We start from the raw sequence: 18,334 nt of genomic DNA on the forward strand, positions 1-18,334 counted from the left end.
GAAGGCCGGGAGACGGTGTCCGGCTTCCCCCCAGGACCGAAGCCTCAGCCTCAAGGAGTTTCGATGAACCACGCCGTCACCGACCGAGTGACCAAGACCCACCGGCTGGTCGCCTCCGAGCAGGAGCTCCGGGACGCGATCGCCCACGAGCTGCCCGCCTCCGAGCTCGGCGACCTCGTCGTCATGGGCGGGCACTTCATGCTGTTCGAGGACGAGGCCACCGGCCGGCTCGTGCCGGGCGTCGTCGAGGAGCAGAAGGACGAGACCATGCGCCGCCGCGTCGCCGGCCGCGTCGGCATCTTCCCCGGCTACACCTGGGAGCTGTCGCTCGACCTGCTCGGCGAGTACGCCGAGGCGGGGGTCTCCGGCCGGCTGCTGCTGCTGATCAACGACTGGCAGTACGTGCCGGCGCACGACCGCCCGGCCGGCGAGCTGCGGGCCGAGTTCTTCGAGCGGTTCACCACGCTGCCGACCTCGTACGAGAAGGCGCTGTGCGACTACGGCCTGCCGGCGGAGCTGGTGCTGCCGAGCCGCAAGCACCCGCTCGCCTTCCCCGAGACGTGGCTGAAGTACCGCTTCCAGAAGGCCGCCGACAAGTTCGTCAAGCAGGGGCTGCTGGAGAAGCGCTACCTCGACCCCGCCGGCGGCTCCGGGCGGCGCGACGCGGAGGTGGCGTTCGTGGACGCCGACGGCAACTACCGCACGCTGATCAGTTGCGGCATCACCGGCTGCGCGGGCGAGATCACCGAGATGGTGTCGGAGGTCCACAAGGCCGGCTACCGCAACCTGCTGATCTTCGCGCCCGGCGAGTGCCTCATGCCGGTGCAGACGGGCGTGGACATCGCGCTCAACCTGTACGGCCTGCCGGACATGCGCGTGGTCATCGCCGACCCGGGCGGCAGCGGCGAGACGTCCACCGACGAGATCTACGCCAAGCTCGTCACGGTCAGCACCCTGAGGAGCTGACGCGCCATGAAGGTCATCTACCTGGACGGCTGCGCCACCACCCGCGTCGACGACGAGGTGCTGGACGCGATGCTGCCGTACCTGCGTGAGGAGTTCGGCAACCCGTCGTCGCCGCACGTGCTCGGCAAGCGGGCCCGCCGGGCCGTGGACGCGGCGGCCGAGTCGGTGGCGCGGCTGATCGGGGCCGACCCGGATGCGGTGCTGTTCACCTCCGGCGCGACCGAGAGCAACAACATCGCGCTGCTGGGCGCGTTCGGCCACGACGACCGGGCGCCGGTCAACGGCGTGTTCTGCCCGACCGACCACAAGTCGTCGCTGTCGATCGGGCGCGCGCTGGCGGCCCGCGGCGTGGACGCGCGGACCGTGCGGGTCGGCCGGGACGGCCAGGTGGACCTGGTGCACCTGGCCGAGCTGCTCGACCTGCACACGCGCGTGGCCACCGCCGCGTGGGTGAACAGCGAGATCGGCACCGTGCAGCCGGTCCACGCGATGGCCTCGATCTGCCACGACGTGGGCGCCCTGCTGCACGTGGACGCGGCGCAGGCGGCCGGCCGGGTGCCGGTCGCCGTGCGCGAGGCGGAGATCGACCTGCTGTCGCTGTCGGCGCACAAGCTGCGCGGCCCGAAGGGCGTCGGCGCCCTGTACGTCCGGCCGGAGATCCGGCACCGGCTGCGGCCGGTGATGTTCGGCGGCGGGCAGTACGAGCTGCGCAGCGGCACGATCCCCACCCACCTCGTGGTGGGCATGGGCAAGGCGGCGGAGCTGGCGCTGGCGCGGGCCGAGGCGGATCTGCGGCGGGTGCGCGAGCTGCGCGCGACGGCGCTGGACATCCTCCTCGCGGGCATCCCCGGCGCGCGGCTCAACGGCGACCCCCGGGGCGGCGTGCCGCACGTGCTGAACGTGGTCCTGCCGGGGGTACGCGGCGAAAGCCTGGTCTCCAGCCTGACCACGGTCGCGCTGTCCACCGGGTCGGCGTGCAACTCCGGCTCCCAGGAGCCGTCGTACGTGCTGACCGCCATCGGGGTGGAGGCGGAGGACGCCAACAGCTCGGTCCGGATCTGCCTGGACCCGCGGATGCCGTACGAGGACCTGGTGGCCGGCGTCGAGACGGTCGTCGAGCGGGCCCGGGGGCTGGCCGGGGTGGCCGCCGCGATGCGCGGTCACCAGGTCGTCTGAGATTCCTTCCACGGGTGGCGGTCAGCCGGCGTTGCGCAGGAAGCTCCTGGCCGCCGCCACCCCCGCCTGGAACCTGCTCGTCGCCTCCAGGTCGCGCATCAGCGAGGCGATGTGCCGGCGGCAGCTCCGGACCGACATGCCGAGCTTCCTGGCCACCACCTCGTCGGTGTAGCCCTTGGCCATCAGCGCGGCGATGGCCTGCTGGAGGTCGTCGGCCACGTCGGCGTAGCCGAACTCGATGCCCTCCAGCGGCGTGGCCATCTCCCACAGGTGGTTGAACAGGTCGAGGAAGAACTGCGCGATGCCGTGGTCACGCACCCGCGCCACGTTCGCCTCCTCGCCGTTCGCCCCGAACATGACGACCAGCGACCGGTCGAAGACCACCGCCGAGCGCGGGATGTGGCTCAGCGTGTAGACGACGGCGCCGGCATCGGTCAGCCGCTTCATCCGCATCCGGGTGGACACGTCCCCGCGGTTGCGGTGCTGGCAGATGATGCGCACCACCACTCCGCGCGCCAGCAGCGTGAGGAACGTCTCCGACAGGTCGCCGGTCACGCCGCCGGACGCCTGGAGCACCAGCACTTCGTCGCGGCAGGCGTCGCCGGCCGTCTTCAGGAAGCCGCGCACCTCCATGGAGCCCACCAGGTAGTCCACGGCGCGCGGCGCGGTGCCCGCCTCCACCGCGGTGTAGTCCTGCTGGAACACCCCGATCCGCTCCCTGATCTGGTCGATCAGCTCGCGCCGCTGGTAGATCTCCCGCTCGACCGAGGACACCAGGGAGGCCGCGGCCAGCTCCGGGTCCACGGGCACGAACCGCAGGCCCGCGTTGTCGTCGATGCGGAGCAGCCGGCTCTCCACCAGGTGCTCCACCGCCTCGCGCACCTCGCGCACGGCCAGGCCGAGGTCCTCGGCCGCCGCCTCGACCGTCTCGATCGCGCCCTTGCGGGCGGCGTAGCGGTACACGTCCGTCACATGGTCGCCGCCGGCCGCCGAACGGCCGGTGAACAGTGCTGTCATGGTCATGGCTTGCCTCCTTGCTCACGAGTCACCGGGCGGCGAACTGCTCCGCCACGGAGATCACGTACTGGCCGTAGGCCGACTTCTCCAGCTCGACGCCGAGCCGGTGGCAGGCCTCCGCGTCGATGTAGCCCATCCGCAGGGCGATCTCCTCCAGGCACGCGATCCGGACGCCCTGCCGCTGCTCCAGGAGCTGGACGTACTGCCCGGCCTGGAGCAGCGACTCCGGGGTGCCGGCGTCGAGCCAGGCGAAGCCCCGGCCGAGGTCGACCAGCTTCGCCCGGCCCCGCTCCAGGTAGGCGCGGTTGACGTCGGTGATCTCCAGCTCGCCGCGCGCCGACGGGGAGAGGTTCTTGGCGATGTCGACCGCCTCGTTGTCGTACAGGTAGAAGCCGACGACCGCCCGGTTGGAGCGGGGCGCCGCGGGCTTCTCCTCGACGGACAGCAGCCGGCCGGCCGCGTCGGTCTCGGCGATGCCGTACCTCTCCGGGTCGCGCACCGGGTAGCCGAACAGCACGCAGCCGTCGATGTCGCGGCACTCCTGGCGGAGGATCTCCTGGAAGGAGTAGCCGTGGAAGACGTTGTCGCCGAGGATGAGGGCCACCGAGTCGTCGCCGATGTGGTCGGCCCCGATGACGAGCGCCTCGGCGATGCCGTTCGGCTCGTCCTGCTCGGTGTAGGTGATGCGCAGCCCGAGGTGGGAGCCGTCGCCGAGCAGGCGGCGGATCTGCGGCAGGTCCTCGGGCGTGGAGATGACCAGGATGTCCCGGATCTCGGCCAGCATCAGCACCGAGAGCGGGAAGTAGATGAGCGGCTTGTCGTTGACCGGCAGCAACTGCTTGGACACCGCCAGCGTCGTGGGCAGCAGCCGCGTGCCCCTGCCCCCGGCGAGCAAGATGCCCTTCATGTGACCCCCTTGTGTCTGGTGCGGTACCACGCGACGGTCTCGGCCAGCCCTTCGGCGAAGGGCACCCGCGGGCGGTAGCCGAGGCCGCGGAGCTTGGAGTCGTCCAGGGAGTACCTCCGGTCGTGACCGGGCCGGTCGGCGACGCGGCGGACCAGCTCCGGCCCGGCGCCGCACTCCCGCAGCAGCATCGCGGTGAGCTCCCTGTTGGTCAGCTCGGTGCCGCCGCCGATGTGGTGGACCTCGCCGGCCAGGCCCTTCTCGACGACCTGGTGGACGCCGCGGCAGTGGTCGTCCACGTGGATCCACTCGCGGACGTTGCCGCCGTCGCCGTACAGCGGGACAGGCCGGCCGGCCAGCAGGTTCGTGACGAACAGCGGGATGAGCTTCTCGGGGTGCTGGCGCGGGCCGTAGGTGTTGCCGCAGCGGGTGACGCGCACGTCCATGCCGTGGGTGCGGGCGTACGCGAGCGCCATCAGGTCGCCGGCGGCCTTCGAGGCGGCGTACGGCGAGTTGGGCCGGAGCGGGCTGTCCTCGCCCCATGAGCCGGTGTCGATGGAGCCGTACACCTCGTCGGTGGAGACCTGGACGAACGTGGGCACGTCCGCGTCGAGGGCGGCCCGCAGCAGCGTCTCGACGCCCGCGACGTTGGTGCGGACGAACCGGTCGGCGGCGGCGATCGAACGGTCCACGTGGCTCTCGGCGGCGAAGTTGACGACGAGGTCGTGGCCCGGCATGAGCGAGGAGACGAGCGCGGCGTCGGCGATGTCGCCGCGGACGAACGTCAGCCGCGGCCCGCCCAGCACCGGCTCCAGGTTGGCGACGTCGCCGGCATAGGTGAGCGCGTCCAGCACGGTCACCTCGGCGTCGTCCCAGCCGGGGTAGGCGCCGCCGAGCAGGTTCGCGACGTACGCGGAGCCGACGAAGCCGGCCGCTCCCGTGACGAGGACCCGCATGGCGCTCACCCCAGGGCCCGGGTGCGGCGGCTGAACAGGACGAGGGAGGCGCCCAGCAGCAGGACGGCCATCCCGGCGAGCACGGCGAGCTGCGGCAGCACCGCGCCGATGCCCGTGCCGGGCACGGCCAGCGCCAGCAGCGCGTCCATGCCCCACGCGTGCGGGAAGAGGTGGCCGACGGCGTTGATCAGGTCGCCCGAGGACTCCCGCGGCCACAGGCAGCCGCCCAGCATGCCGAGCACGACGCCGAGCGGCGGGCCGATGGCCGGGGCCTGGTCGGGGGTGCGCAGCAGCGTACCGACGAGGATCGCCGCGCCGGTCGCGACCAGCGCGAACGTCCCCACGACCGCCGCCACTCCGAGCGGGTCGCCCCAGCGGACGCCGAACGCGAGCGAGCTCACCACCATGATCAGCGTGGCCTGCGCGATGGCCACGAGGAACCGGCTCAGCGCCTCGCCGAGCAGCACCGACCGCCGCCGCACGGGGGCGGTCAGCGCCCGCTGGAGCATGCCGAGCCGGCGGCTCTCCACCAGCGCGGCGGCCACGGCCATGGAGTTGATGAAGGTGAACAGCAGCAGGTTCGCGGGGGCGGTGTAGGCGAAGCCGCGGGGGTCGCCGGCCGAGGTGGAGCTGTCGGTCACGGCGACGCGGCCGGACTCGGCCTGCGCCTGCCGTACGTATTGGGCGGCCTGCTCCGGGGTGGCGCCCGCGGTCCTGGCGGCGCGGGTGGCCTCCTCGACGGCGGCGACCTTGCCCACGGCGACGTCGATGGCGCTGCGGGCGGCCATGCCGCTGCCGTTGGTCTCGGTGACGACCAGGTCCAGCTTCGTGGAGCCGGCCGGGATGACCAGGCCCGCCGCGAGCGAGCCCTCCCGCACGCCGGAGCGCAGGTCGGCGGCCGAGGTCATGGTGGTGACCTCCAGGTCGGGGTGGCGGCGCAGCTCGGCCAGCAGCGCGGTCGTCACCGGTCCCGAGTCCTCGGCGACCACGCCGACCGGCAGCCGGGACGAGCCCGCCGTGCCGCCGCCGAGCGCCATGCCGACGAAGACGATGGAGACGAACGGCATGACGACCATGAAGAACAGGCCGACGCGGTCGCGGGTGTGGCGGCGCAGGTTCGCGGCCACGAGCGCCAGCACGGGCCGCGGCCGCAGCTTCTCGGCCTCCACGGGCACGTCCACGGGGGTCATAACAGCAGTCCTCTCCGGAAGCCGAGGACGGCGAGGCCGCCCGCCGCCAGCGCGATCCCGCACAGCACGCCCACCGGCAGGGCCACGGCCGCGAGGCCCGCGCCCGAGCCGGCCAGCTCGGTCAGCGCCTTGGACGTCCAGCCGTTCGGGGTGAGCAGCGCGACCGTCTGGAGCGCGCCGGGCAGGTTGTAGATCGGCACCAGGCTGCCGCCGAAGAACGCCATCACGAACGACACGACCATGATCACGCCGTCGGCCTGGGCGTCGGTCCTGACCCGGCTGGTCACCAGCATGGTGATCGCCGCGGCGGCCAGCACGTGCGTGACCAGCACCACGGCCACGGCCGCCGGGTCGCCCCACGTGGAGCCGAAGATGAGCACCGAGGCGCCCCAGTTGAGGAACACCCCGACGACGGCCAGCGCGAAGCCGACCACGGCCTTGCCGGCGACCGGCACCCAGGCCGCGACCGGGGCCGCGCGGATCCGGTCGAGCGTGCCGAGCTTCCGCTCGGTCAGCAGCCCACGGAACGACGCCCCCACGACGAAGAACGCGAACAGCGCCGCCATGCCGGAGCCGTAGTAGACCGACAGGTCGATCTTGCCGCCGGCCAGCGGATCGTCGGCCAGGCTGAGGGCGGCACCGGCCGCGCCGTTCCGCTCCACCAGCTCCTTGACCTGGTCACCGGGCACCCCGGCGCGCAGCACGGCCCGTACGGCGAGGGTGCGGGCGTCCACCACGGCCGAGATGCGGTCCACGATGGCCCCCGCCACCACCCCGGCCAGCGGCGACTCGGGCGTCTTCAGCACCGCCACGTCGCCCCCCTTGCCGGCTCCCACGCTCTGACTGAACCCGGCCGGGAACACGATCGCCGACCCGATGGCGCCCGAGTCCAGTGCCCGCCGGGCCTCGTCCCTGCTCGGCAGGTCGCGCAGCGTCACGGAGCCCTTCAGCTCCTTGGCGGCCAGCACCTCACGCCGCACGCTCGCCGGGAACTCGCCGCCGTCCAGGTCCACGAAGCCCACCGTGGCCTTGAGCGGCGGGTCGTCGCCGCCGAGGGCGAGGCCGAACAGGGTCGCCAGCGTCACCGGCACGATCAGCGCGATCACGATCGCCGTGCCGTCGCGCAACCGGGCGCGCAGCTCCAGCGCGCTCACCGTCCACATCGCCCGCCACATGGCCTGTCCCCTTTCCGACCCCATCGTCAGTCCCTGAGTGTGCTGCCGGTGAGGTGCAGGAATGTGGCCTCCAGGTCGGGCTCGATGACCTGGGTGGCCGTGACGGTGGCGCTGCCCTCCACCGCGGTGATCAGGGCCGGCAGCAGGTACCTTCCGCCCTCGGCGATCAGCCGTACCGACGAGGCGCCCGTCCGGGCCGCCTCGACCACGCCCTCGACGGCGCGCAGCTTGGCGAAGGCCGTCTCCACGTCCCCGTCGAGCACCAGCTCCACCTTGTCGGCGCTGCCGACCAGGGAGACCAGCTCGTGGCGGGTGCCGTCGGCGATGATCCGGCCGTGGTCGATGATCGCCGCGCGGTCGCAGACGCGCTCGATCTCCTCCATGTAGTGGGAGGTGTACAGCAGCGCCATGCCGTCCTGGACCAGGCGCTCCACGCCGTCGAGGATGGCCTTGCGGCTCTGCGGGTCGACGCCGACGGTCGGCTCGTCCAGGATCAGCACCTCGGGCCGGTGCAGCAGCGCGGCGCCGATGTTGATGCGGCGCTTCATGCCTCCGGAGTACGTGCTGAGCTTCGTGTCGGCCCGGTCGGTCAGGCCGATGAGGGCGAGCACCTCGTCGATGCGGGTCGCCAGCCGCCGGCGCGACAGGCCGAACAGACGGCCGAAGAAGCGCAGGTTCTCCCGGCCGGTCAGCTCCGGGTAGAGGGCGATCTCCTGGGGGACGTACCCGATCCTCGCCTTGGCGCGGGTCGGTTCGGCCGCCAGGTCCACGCCGCCGACCAGCACGGTGCCGGAGTCGGGGCGCAGCAGGCCGACGAGCATGGAGATCGTGGTGGTCTTGCCGGCGCCGTTGGGGCCCAGCAGCCCGTACGCCTGGCCGGGCGCGATGGCGAAGCCGACGTCCTCGACGGCAACGACGTCGCCGTAGCGCTTGCTCAACCCCTGGCAGGACAGGGCGGCCGGCGCGGTCATCGGCGCCACCCCCCGGCGGCGTCGTCGCGGTCCAGGAGCTCGGCCGGGTCGCCCTTGCCGGCCACGTTCCCGGCGCAGGTCTGCCGGGCCAGGTCCGCGCCGAGCTGGAAGTCGAGCGGGGTGTTGCCGGTGATCCGGTTCCACAGGACGTGGTTGTCCAGGGCGTCGTCGCCGCCCCAGTCCTTGGAGGAGCCGATGACGAAGCCCGCGCCCATGACGGACTCGCCGCTCGGGTGGTTGTCGTGGATGTGGTTGTCGACGACGGTGACCCGATGCGTGCCGATGAGCGCGAGGCCGACGCCGGAGATGGGCGGCCCGGCCGCGCCCAGCCCGTCGGGCTCCGCCCCGGCTGCCAGGTCGTTGCCGTGCAGGTCGTTGCCCGCCACCAGGCAGTCCTGGACGCCGCCCGCCGGCTCGCCCTCGTACACCTGGTTGAGCAGGAGCATGCCGATCGCGTTGCCGTGGCAGTCGTTGCGCACCACCCGGGCGCCCGACGAGTTGTCGATGAAGATCCCGAAGGCGTTGGCGGTCGTCTCGTTGTCCGCGACCAGGCCGTCCGAGTCGGGGCAGAAGCTCAGCGCGACGCCGCCGTACTGGCTGCCGGAGGCGCGGCAGCCGGTCACCTCGCAGCCGCTGGACTCCCGCAGGTAGACCCCCCAGACGGCATTGCCGCGGGCCTCCACGTCGCGGACGCTCACCCCGGCGGCCGAGTGCGCGTAGACGCCGGCGCCGGTGAACCCGGCGACGGTCAGCCCCTCGACGCGCACGCCCGCGACCGCGTCGCCGAAGACGGTGACGCCGCTGACGACGTCCTCGGTGGCGTCGTGCAGCCTCGGCACGTCCGCCGGGACGCCGCCGCCGGGCGCCAGCACGGTCCGGCCGGGGCCGGCGCCGGTCAGCGACACGCCGCCGTGCCGGATCCACACGCTCTCGGTGTACGTGCCCTCCGTCAGCACGACGCTCGCTCCCGGACCGGCCTCGTCCAGCGCCCGCTGGATCGACTCCCCCGGTCCTACCGTCCTCACCTGGGCCGTCCTCACCTGGGACATCGGGCACTTCCCTTCCTGTCGACGTAGACGATCGCCAGCGCTGCGGACAACCCGCCCCCGCTCCCCCACCGAGCCACCCCGGCCACCTCGGCGGGCTCGCCCGGATGGAGGCGCTGCAGAGCCGCGTCGCGGGAGGCGCCGCGGACCGCGTACGCGGCGCACCCGTCCAGCCGGACGCCGGTCGAGGCGGCCAGCTCGGCGGCGGCCTCGTCCAGCAGGCGGAGCGCCCAGGCGTCCGGCGCCGCGGCCACCGCCTCGAAGTCGTGCCACGCGAACCCCGGCGCCCGCCCGCCGACCGCCTTGATCAGGCACTCCTTGACGGCGAACGCCGGAGCCTCGGGGGCGGCCTCCCGCTCGGCCGCGGTGGTGACGTGCCGCGCGAACACCTCGCCGCCCCGCTCCACCGCCCGCGCCAGCCGCCCGGCCTCCACGATGTCCACGCCGAGGAGCACGGCCGGCTCGCCGGGAGCGGGCGCGGCGGCCCGGGGAGGGGCGGCGGGGGCGACGACGGCGCTCATGCCAGGGCACCAGCGCAGCGCGTCACGAAGGACTCCAGGGCCCCGGTGTACTCCTCGGCCCGCTCGACCATCGGGATGTGCCCGCTGCCCTCCACGACCAGCACCTCGTTGCCCGGATAGTCGGCCAGCAGCTCCAGCCACGGGTCCACGGGCGTCATCCGGTCGTGCCGCCCCCAGGCGTACAGGGACGGGCACCGCACCTTGTCCATCGCGGGCCGCACCGAGTAGCGGCGGGTGGCCTTGAGGCTGCGCGCCATGCTCACCATGGCCTCGGGGCGGCGCAGCATCTCGCCCACCTCGGACATCCGCTCGTCGGAGAACAGGCTGCGACCGCCGTGGAAGAGCGCGGCCACCATCCGCTCGCCGAACTCGTCACCGAACGGCCGCACGCTGCCCCGCCGGTCGAAGCTGAGCCCGACGTCGGGGTCGGCGGTGAGGCCGGGCGCGCCGCTCACGACGATGCCCCGCACCCGGTCGGGGTACCGGCCCGCCAGGTCGATGGCGACGAGGCCGCCGAGGGAGTTGGCGCAGACGATGACGTCGTCCGCTCCGGCGGCGTCGCAGGCGCGCAGCAGCGCGTCGCCGAGCTGCTCGATCGACCCGGCCACCTGCCGGTCGAGGGCGCAGATCGCCTCGTGGGTACGGATCACCGGCCACCCGGCCGCCCCGAGGCGCCGGTACGGGTGCTCCCAGATCCAGCCGCCCGCGAACAGCGCGGACATGAACGCCACCGCGGGCCTGCCGTCGCCGCCGCCCCTGAGCCCGCCGGCGGCGTGCCCGGCGTCGCCGGGCGGCTCCGGGACGGAGCCGGTCCTGTCGCCGATCCTGTACTCGGCGGTGAAGTCGATCATCAGGTGCTCCCGTGGTTCGCGAGGGTGGATCACAGCGTGGACGCGTCCTCCGGCGCCCATCCGCACGCGCAGGCCGCGTCCTTGCCCGCCGCCACGACCGTTCCGCAGGCGGGGCAGCGGGCGTAGTCGCGGATGGTGGCGGGGTACCAGACGCTGGTGTGCACCCGTGTGCACAGTCCGCCTTTGAAGAAGCGGCGCATGGCCCGCTGGTGCGGCCGGGCGTGGACCGCGCGCAGCGACTCGGGCCGGTCGAAGGCGCTCAGCGTGAACTTGCGGGCGCCGATGTCGAACGTGGTCACGCCGAGGAACCCCTTCGAGGACCGCAGCGACTTGACGATCTCCACGCTGAGCAGGTCCACGTCGGCGGCCTCGGCGTCGTCGCGGATCTCCAGCCAGGTCAGCACGAGCGCGCCCGGCTTGTCGGTGCGGCCGGTGGCGGCGCGGGCGCTGACCCCGAACTCCCGGGCCTCGTCCGCCCCGGGCACGAACCGGGCCGTGTAGCCGAGCGCCTCGGCCAGGGCCAGCCGGTCGAAGAGGCGGCGCACGTGGACTCCGCGCTCGTCCCGGGTGACCAGGTCGGCACCGCTCACGGTGACGGCGCCGCCGGTGGCGGGCATGCCGAGGTAGGACTCGCGGTGGTCGGCCATCAGCGTCCAGGAGACGGTGGCCGCGTCGGCGTCGCCGGTCACGCGGTCCACGGCGAAGCGCGCGTTACGGAAGCGGGCCGTCGTCCGGGTCACGTGCTCGGCGAGCGCAGCGCCGGCCAGCGCGCCGCCGGAGTCGGGGTCCTCGTACGTGGCCACCGCCGCCGCCACGGCCGCGGCGTCAGCGGCCCGCCAGGCGTCCAGGTGCGCCTCCGCCGCCTTCCGCACGTCCGCGGCGGCTTCGGGAGCAGGAGTGGGGGGTTGGGCGGTCATGTCAGGTCTCCTCGTCCTCGGGGAGGCGGGTGGAGCAGATCGCCACGGCCAGCGCCCGCCGGTCCGTGTGGCTGATGGAGACGCGGACGCGACCGTCCGGCCGTACCAGCTCGGCCAGCGCCGGTGCCAGGCGTACGGCCGGCGGGTGGCCGTCGCGGCACGCGGCCGTCGCGCGGCAGGCCGCGGTGGGCCGGGGCAGCACCTCGACCTGGCCGAGACGCGCGGCCGTGGGCGCCAGGCCGAGCAGGCGCAGGACCGCCCGCTTGCCCGCCAGCCGGCCCGCCCAGTGCTGCACGGTGGCGCCGCCGGACCGGACGCGCTCGGCGGCCGTGTAGACCTCGTCCAGCGGCATCGCGCCGACGAGCTCCTGCGGCCGGGTGAGCCCCGCGAAGCCGACCAGCGCGCTCCCCCACCGGAGGGGGCCGCCGCCCGTCATGCCGCCACCGCCTTGGCCAGGCGGCGCAGGGTGGCCGGGTCGGCCATGCTGAGGCAGCGCGCCTCCGCGCGCCGCGACAGGCCCGTGAGGACCTTGCTGTCGCCGACCTCCACGCCCGAGGCCGTGGCGTCCACCGCGGCTATCGTGCGCGTCCACCGGACCCGCCCCGTGAGCTGAGCCACCAGCGCCTCCCGGAGCGTGCCCAGGTCCGTGGTGGGCTCGCCCGTGACGTTGGGGACGACGGGCACCCGCGGCTCCCGCATCGGCACGGCCGCCACCGCCGCCGCCCACCCCGCCACCGCGGGCCCCATGAGCGGCGAGTGGAAGGCGTTGCCCACCGAGAGCGGCACGATCTTGCTGGCCGCCGTGGCGAGCTCCGTCAGCCGGTCGAGCGCCGGCAGCGCGCCCGAGACCACGACGTGGCCCGGGGCGTTCTCCAGCCCGACGACGGCCGGCTCGCCCGGCGCGGAGGCCGCGGTGGCGAGGGCCTCGACGTCCTCCACGGGCAGGCCCATCACGGCCCGCATCCCGCCGATGACGCCGACCGAGGCCATGAGCCGGGACCGGGTCTCGACCAGGCGGACCGTGTCGGCCAGTCCCAGGACGCCGGCCGCGTGCAGCGCGGTCAGCTCGCCGACGCTGTGCCCGGCCACGATCGCGGGCTCGTAGCCCTCCTCCTCCAGGACGGCGAGCGCCGCGAGGTTGCAGGCCGTGACCGCGATCTGCGCGTGCTCCGTGGCGACCAGCCGGTCGAGCGGCCCCCGCGCGCACAGCGGCGAGATGGGGCGCGACAGCAGCGCGTCCACCTCCTCCAGCCGGTCGCGCGCGGCCGGCCGGCGGCGCAGCCACGCGCCCATGCCGACTCGCACCGTCCCCTGCCCGGGGAAGAGGTAGCCCAGCATGACGTCGCTCCCTTCACGGGCCGGCCGTTCCACCAGCCGGCCGCATCAACAGGCCAGTCGCTCCACGAGCCGGTCGCCGGCTACAACCGGCGCCGGGGCCGCCGCTCCTCGTGGGCGGGCCGCTCCGTGCCGAGGAAGCCGAGCAGCAGCTTGTTCACCTCGTCGGGCGCGTCGAGCGGCAGCCAGTGCCCGGCGTCCTCGACGCGCTCGTAGCGCCACGGCCCCTTGACGAACTTGCCGGAGCCCGTCATGCCCTCCTCCAGCAGCGCCTTGTCGCCGGCGCCCCAGATGCCGAGCGTCGGCGCGAGCACCGGCGGGAACGGGCGGGCGGGCCGCAGCTCGGAGGCGGGCGAGCGGTTGGCGCGGTACCAGTTGAGCCCGGCGGTCAGCGCGCCGGGCCGGGCCAGGTCGCGCAGGTAGCGGTCGTAGTCGCCGTCCCGCCCCATGATCTCCTTGAACAGCCGCCAGCCGTTGCGGCGCAGCAGCTCCTCGCTGACCCCGGGGAACTGGTAGAAGAGCATGTACCAGGACGCCGCCCGCTGCTCGATCGACGGGGTGGCGAAGACGCCGGGGTGCCCGACGGACAGCACGACGAGGTGGTCGAGCCGGCGCGGCATCATGAAGGCGTACATCCAGGCGATGGCCGCGCCCCAGTCGTGGCCGACGATGTGCGGCCGCTTGACGCCGAGCTGCATGGTGAGGGCGACGACGTCGTTGACGATCGTCTGCATGCCGTACGCCTCGATCTCCTGCGGCTTGCCCGAGTCGCCGAAGCCGCGCAGGTCGGGCGCGATGACCCGGAACCCGCCCTCGACCAGCGCCGGGATCTGATGCCGCCACAGGTAGGAGGAGTCGGGGAAGCCGTGCAGCAGGATGACGGGGTCGCCCTCGCCCTCGTCGACGTAGGCGATGTCGACACCGTTGATGTGTACGGTCTTCTTCTCGGTCATGCCGTCTCCCTGAACAACCGCTCAGCGAAGAACTCGCTGAAGCCGAACTCCGGTACGTCCTCCGGGGCGACCATGTTGAGCAGCCCCGTCACCTGGGCGGCGAAGTTCTTCGCCATCAGCCTGCGGACGCGGCGGCGCCGCTCGACCGCCGCGGGCCCGAACTCGACGTGCAGCCTGCTGATGATGGAGGCGCCGAAGTCCAGCCGTTCCAGGCGGAACTCGCGCTCCTTCACGTACGGGGCGAACGCCTCGTGCGACCAGTCGTCGGAGGCGAGCAGGATCTCGCAGACGGTCCGCGAGTCGCGCATGGCGCACGACAGGCCGGTGCCGAGGACCGTGTCGGCGTTGCCGGCCTCGTCGCCGATGAGCACGACGCCCTCGGCCAGCGGCGGCCCCTCGGGCACGCTGGACACGGACGGCCACACCGACAGCGGTCCGGCCGGGATCGCCTCGGTGACGGCCTTGCCGCGGTCGGGCAGGCAGTTCAGCTCGAACGCGGCGAGGAACCGCTCGACGCCGCCCGGCCCCCGGTAGCGGTGCTTGTTGACCGTGGGGAAGTTCAGGTAGAGGCGGGCCCGGCCGTAGCCCTGGGGGAACACCATGAACATGACGTCGCCCTCGGTGCCCATGGCCTGCACGTCGGGCGGCCAGCCCGCCATGCCCTCCACCATCATGCCGCCGCCCCAGTGGTGCATGGAGTTGCTCATGGTGATGCCGACCTGGCGGCCGACGGTGCAGCCGCGGCCGGTGGCGCCGATCACCAGGCGGGGCCGCAGCTCGTGGTCGCCGTCGGGCGTCCGGTACGTCACCACGGGCGGCGTGCCGGCGGTGACGCCGATGCGGGAGGCGTCCATCACCAGCCGGGCGCCGCTCGCCACGGCCTGCTCGGCCATCAGCTCGCACACCGCGTGGTGCGGGAACGACATCGGGCCGCCGATGCCGGGGATGAACCTGGTCATGTCCACGGCCTCGACCTCGTCGTCGGTCACGGCCTCGTCCCAGGTCATCCACTCGCGGATCTCCCAGGCGCCGCCGGCCGAGAAGCAGTCGTAGACGCCGAGGCGCTGGGCCTCCCGGATGCCCCAGGGCGCGAGCCACTCGCCGCGCACGAGGTCCTTGTAGGCGTCCTGCTTCTCCAGCAGCACCACGGACAGGCCGCCCGCGGCGAGCCGGCACGCCGCGGACGCCCCGGAGATGCCGCCTCCGACGATGACGACGTCGGGCTGCTCGGGTCGTACGGTCACATCCCCCACCTCTCCCAGTAGGTGCGTTCCTTGGCGCTGTAGCGCTCTGCGGGGCGGAAGTCGGTGCCCACGGTGTACGCGACGGGGATCATGCACACCTGGGTCACCCCCGAGGGGATGCCGAGCATCCGCGCGACCTGCCGCTCGTGCGGGACGTGCAGGCAGGTGATCGTGCTGCCGAGCCCGCGGCTGCGCAGCGCGAGCTGGAAGGACCAGATGGCCGGGAAGATCGAGCCGTAGAAGATGCTGGCCCGCGTCTCGCCGTGCTGGACCTGGTGGCCCGGGTCCTCGGCGACCTTGTCGGACATCCGCCTGCGCCAGGCCTCGTTGATGGCCGTGATGTCGGGCGGGCGGCCGAGGACGCACGGGATGACGAGGATCGGCACCGCCGCGATGGTCTCGGTCAGCGCCTGCGCGGAGGCGTAGTTGCGGCGCGCCTGGGCGTCGTTGCGGCGGCGGCCGGCGTTGGTCCACATGTCGTTGCGGTGGAACGTCCAGGACGACTGGATCATCCCGGCCAGCTCCTGCTTGACGGCGGCGTCGCTGATGACGAGCCACCGCCAGTTCTGGTGGTTGTTGGCGGTGGGCGCCTGCACGGCGACCTCCAGCGCCTCCTGCACCACCTCGCGGGGCACGGGCCGCTCCACGTCGAGGCGGCGGCGCACGGACCGGGTGGTGGTCAGCAGCCGGTCGGTCTCGGCGACGTCGAACGGCAGGCCGGTGAGGTGTCCTGGGAGCGCCGCGGAGGCGGGCGGGCCGTTCACGCCGACCCCAGGAGGACCGCGCCGCGGACCGAGCCGGGTGCCGCCGTCAGCGCCAGCGCCCGCTCCACCGGACCGTCCAGGCCCGGTTTGGTCACGTACGCGGTGAGGTCGCCGGCGAGCGGGTCGGCGAGGCCGGTCAGCGCGGGGGCGACGCCGTCGCGGACGGCGAGGGCGCCGAGGGCGATATTCATGGCGCCGGTGGCGGCCTGGCAGTCGCCGGCCAGCGCGGTGGAGGCGGTCAGCCGCCCGCCGGGCACGCCGGCCAGCACCGCCGCGGCCTCCGCGCCGTCGTCCGCCGTCCCGTTCGCGGCGCCGACCACCAGCCCGGCGCCCGGGCCGCCGTCCGTGCCCGCGGCCACGCCGGACGAGCCGGACGCGCCAGGCGAGCCGGGCGAGCCGGTGAGCTGGGCGATGCTGCGGGCCACCGAGCCGGCGTCGCCGCCGCTCACGTGCCCGGTCCCCAGCACCTTCGCGTACGGCGTGCCGCCCCGGGCGGCGCAGTGCTCGGCCGACTCGACGACGAACGCCACCGCCGCCGACCCCCGCACCGCCCCGCCGGAGCCCGCGTCGTACGGCGACGGCACCGGGCCGTCCCCGTCGAGGCCCGGCAGGCCCGCCGCGCCGGGGCTCTCGTCGGCCGCCACCACGAGCACCACCTCGGCCTTGCCCGACCGGATGAGCTCCAGCGCGCAGTCCAGCGCGATCGAGGCCGAGGCGCCGCCGTTGCAGATCGTGGTGGTCGGCCCGCGCAGCCCGAGGGTCTGGCAGACCGCGCCGCCGGTGGCGTTGAGCACGACGTTGGAGAAGCTGAGCACGGCCGGCTTGTTCGGGTTGACCGCGATGCTCTCGTCGAAGCCCCCGGTGCTCTCGGCCGAGCCGGCGCCGGTGGCGAAGATCAGGCCGACGTCGTCGAGCTCCTTGCGCGGCAGCTTGAGCCCGGCGTCCTCCCAGGCCAGCCGGGAGGCGGCGATGGCCAGGCGGGACAGGTGGTTCATGTGCCGCCACAGCGAGCGCGGCGCGAACGTCCGGCCCTCCAGCGACGGGGCCCGCCCGGCGCCCTGGCGGCCGGCCAGGATGGCCTCGGTCACCTCGGCGACGCCCGTGCCGGCTCCGGTGACGGGCCCGAGCCCGGTGATCACGGCCTCGCGGCGCGGCAGCTCCTCGTACGGGCGCGGCTCGCCGGGCCGGGTCAGCACGAGGGAGACGTTGTTGCCGCCGAAGGCGTAGTTGTTGGACACGACAGTGCCGATCGGCATCGGCCTGGCCACGTTCGGCACGAAGTCGAGGTCGCCGGCCCGGCCCTGGCCGTCCTCGTCGAAGCCGATCGTCGGCGGGGCCACCGCGTGCCGCAGCGCGAGCACGCTCGCCACCGCCTCGACCGCGCCCGCCGCGCCGAGCGTGTGGCCGACGAACGACTTGATGCTGCTGGTCGGCACCTGACCGGCCCGCTCGCCGAAGACCAGGCGCATGACCTTGGCCTCCATGGCGTCGTTGGCCGGGGTGCCGGTGCCGTGCCCGCTGACGTAGTGGACGTCGTCCGGCGTGAGCCCGGCGTCGGCCAGGGCCCGCCGCACGGCGCTGGCGCCGCCGCGTCCGGTGGGGTCGGGGGCGGTCGCGTGGTAGGCGTCGGCCGACAGGCCGTAGCCGGCGACCTCGGCGAGCGGCACCGCGCCCCGGGCGAGCGCCAGGTCCAGCGGCTCCAGCAGCAGGAACGCGGCTCCCTCGCCGAGGTTCAGGCCGTCGGAGTGGCTGTAGGGCCGGCACGGGCCGGTGCTGAGGGCCTGGAGCCCGGCGAAGCCCGCGTACGTGCCGAACAGCAGGGGGTCCACGCCGCCCGCGAGGACGGCGTCGGCCTCGCCGGTGAGGATCTTGTCCTTGGCCAGCCCGACGGCGTTGCCGCCGGCGGCGCAGGCCGTGGACACGAGGACACGCGGCCCGCGCAGGCCGAGCCGCTCGGCGACCACGTCCTGGGTGCGGTGCATCGGCTGGTACCGGCCGGCCGCGTCGGGGGTGGCCTGGCACTTGCCGAGGATGATGCCGAACCGCTCGTCCCCCGCCTCGGAGGCCGTCAGGCCGGCCATCTCGACCGCCTGGCGGGCCGCGACGAGCGCGAGCCGGGCCGTCCGGTCGAGGGCGGCGTCGGAGTCGGGGAGCTGACCGGCGATCCACTCGTCGGGCACCTGGCCCGCGTGCCGGGCCGTGAACACGGCGAACGCCTCGTCCTCGACCGGCGTGAGTCCGCCCTGACCTGTGGTGAGCCGCTGCCAGAACTCGGCTGGGTCGCGGCCGGCCGCGCAGATGATGCCCAGGCCGGTGACGACGACGGGCCGCAGCGCCATGCTTGTTCC

18 protein-coding genes are annotated in these 18,334 nt (G+C 74.0%); 2 read left to right on the forward strand and 16 right to left on the reverse strand.

What is annotated here, in order from left to right; all coding sequences use genetic code 11:
- Nucleotides 1-63: 63 nt before the first annotated feature.
- Entirely contained in the window at nucleotides 64-966 is a 903-nt protein-coding gene (locus ACIBG4_RS33245) for a hypothetical protein (RefSeq protein ID WP_397205408.1), read from the forward strand.
- 6 nt (nucleotides 967-972) lie between these two features.
- On the forward strand, nucleotides 973-2,142 hold the full coding sequence (locus ACIBG4_RS33250; protein ID WP_310713254.1) for a cysteine desulfurase family protein: 1,170 nt from the start codon (nucleotides 973-975) through the stop codon (nucleotides 2,140-2,142).
- A 21-nt stretch (nucleotides 2,143-2,163) separates the two neighbouring features.
- Here the strand turns inward: ACIBG4_RS33250 and ACIBG4_RS33255 are convergent, their stop codons facing one another.
- From ACIBG4_RS33255 to ACIBG4_RS33330, 16 genes are all read right to left on the reverse strand, one after another.
- Nucleotides 2,164-3,165, reverse strand: coding sequence for a hypothetical protein (locus tag ACIBG4_RS33255; protein ID WP_397205410.1), 1,002 nt, complete (start codon nucleotides 3,163-3,165; stop codon nucleotides 2,164-2,166).
- Nucleotides 3,166-3,187: 22 nt separating this feature from the next.
- Nucleotides 3,188-4,066 (reverse strand): glucose-1-phosphate thymidylyltransferase RfbA, encoded by an 879-nt coding sequence (gene rfbA, locus ACIBG4_RS33260; RefSeq protein WP_397205412.1) that lies wholly within the window; start codon nucleotides 4,064-4,066, stop codon nucleotides 3,188-3,190.
- On the reverse strand, nucleotides 4,063-5,019 hold the full coding sequence (rfbB, locus tag ACIBG4_RS33265; RefSeq protein ID WP_397205414.1) for a dTDP-glucose 4,6-dehydratase: 957 nt from the start codon (nucleotides 5,017-5,019) through the stop codon (nucleotides 4,063-4,065). The genes rfbA and rfbB overlap by 4 nt, the downstream gene beginning before the upstream one ends.
- A 5-nt stretch (nucleotides 5,020-5,024) precedes the next feature.
- The gene (locus ACIBG4_RS33270; RefSeq protein ID WP_310713250.1) at nucleotides 5,025-6,209 is read right to left on the reverse strand and encodes an ABC transporter permease; all 1,185 of its coding nucleotides are present in this window, start codon (nucleotides 6,207-6,209) and stop codon (nucleotides 5,025-5,027) included.
- Entirely contained in the window at nucleotides 6,206-7,384 is a 1,179-nt protein-coding gene (locus ACIBG4_RS33275) for an ABC transporter permease (protein WP_310713248.1), read from the reverse strand. The genes ACIBG4_RS33270 and ACIBG4_RS33275 overlap by 4 nt, the downstream gene beginning before the upstream one ends.
- Before the next feature lie 26 nt (nucleotides 7,385-7,410).
- Nucleotides 7,411-8,355: an ABC transporter ATP-binding protein gene (locus ACIBG4_RS33280; protein ID WP_397205417.1), complete on the reverse strand. Its 945-nt coding sequence runs from the start codon at nucleotides 8,353-8,355 to the stop codon at nucleotides 7,411-7,413.
- The gene (locus tag ACIBG4_RS33285) at nucleotides 8,352-9,380 is read right to left on the reverse strand and encodes a nitrous oxide reductase family maturation protein NosD (RefSeq protein WP_397205419.1); all 1,029 of its coding nucleotides are present in this window, start codon (nucleotides 9,378-9,380) and stop codon (nucleotides 8,352-8,354) included. The genes ACIBG4_RS33280 and ACIBG4_RS33285 overlap by 4 nt, the downstream gene beginning before the upstream one ends.
- A gap of 11 nt (nucleotides 9,381-9,391) precedes the next feature.
- Nucleotides 9,392-9,922 carry a 4'-phosphopantetheinyl transferase superfamily protein gene (locus ACIBG4_RS33290; RefSeq protein ID WP_397205421.1) on the reverse strand — a complete coding sequence of 177 codons (531 nt, stop codon included), beginning with the start codon at nucleotides 9,920-9,922 and terminating at the stop codon, nucleotides 9,392-9,394.
- Entirely contained in the window at nucleotides 9,919-10,773 is an 855-nt protein-coding gene (locus ACIBG4_RS33295) for an alpha/beta hydrolase (protein ID WP_310713244.1), read from the reverse strand. Before ACIBG4_RS33295 ends, ACIBG4_RS33290 begins: the two co-directional genes overlap by 4 nt.
- A 29-nt stretch (nucleotides 10,774-10,802) precedes the next feature.
- The gene (locus ACIBG4_RS33300) at nucleotides 10,803-11,690 is read right to left on the reverse strand and encodes an ester cyclase (RefSeq protein WP_397205423.1); all 888 of its coding nucleotides are present in this window, start codon (nucleotides 11,688-11,690) and stop codon (nucleotides 10,803-10,805) included.
- 1 nt (nucleotide 11,691) lies between these two features.
- Entirely contained in the window at nucleotides 11,692-12,126 is a 435-nt protein-coding gene (locus tag ACIBG4_RS33305; RefSeq protein WP_397205425.1) for a phosphopantetheinyl transferase, read from the reverse strand.
- The gene (locus ACIBG4_RS33310) at nucleotides 12,123-13,028 is read right to left on the reverse strand and encodes an ACP S-malonyltransferase (RefSeq protein ID WP_397205427.1); all 906 of its coding nucleotides are present in this window, start codon (nucleotides 13,026-13,028) and stop codon (nucleotides 12,123-12,125) included. Before ACIBG4_RS33310 ends, ACIBG4_RS33305 begins: the two co-directional genes overlap by 4 nt.
- An 80-nt stretch (nucleotides 13,029-13,108) precedes the next feature.
- Nucleotides 13,109-13,978 carry an alpha/beta fold hydrolase gene (locus ACIBG4_RS33315; RefSeq protein ID WP_310713240.1) on the reverse strand — a complete coding sequence of 290 codons (870 nt, stop codon included), beginning with the start codon at nucleotides 13,976-13,978 and terminating at the stop codon, nucleotides 13,109-13,111.
- Nucleotides 13,975-15,222, reverse strand: coding sequence for an NAD(P)/FAD-dependent oxidoreductase (locus ACIBG4_RS33320; RefSeq protein ID WP_310713239.1), 1,248 nt, complete (start codon nucleotides 15,220-15,222; stop codon nucleotides 13,975-13,977). The genes ACIBG4_RS33315 and ACIBG4_RS33320 overlap by 4 nt, the downstream gene beginning before the upstream one ends.
- Entirely contained in the window at nucleotides 15,219-15,986 is a 768-nt protein-coding gene (locus ACIBG4_RS33325) for a nitroreductase family protein (protein WP_310713238.1), read from the reverse strand. The genes ACIBG4_RS33320 and ACIBG4_RS33325 overlap by 4 nt, the downstream gene beginning before the upstream one ends.
- Nucleotides 15,983-18,325 carry a beta-ketoacyl synthase N-terminal-like domain-containing protein gene (locus ACIBG4_RS33330; RefSeq protein WP_397205430.1) on the reverse strand — a complete coding sequence of 781 codons (2,343 nt, stop codon included), beginning with the start codon at nucleotides 18,323-18,325 and terminating at the stop codon, nucleotides 15,983-15,985. Before ACIBG4_RS33330 ends, ACIBG4_RS33325 begins: the two co-directional genes overlap by 4 nt.
- Nucleotides 18,326-18,334 lie beyond the last annotated feature (9 nt).

Origin of the sequence: Nonomuraea sp. NPDC050383, from assembly GCF_044459125.1 — a bacterium.
Lineage (GTDB): Bacteria > Actinomycetota > Actinomycetes > Streptosporangiales > Streptosporangiaceae > Nonomuraea.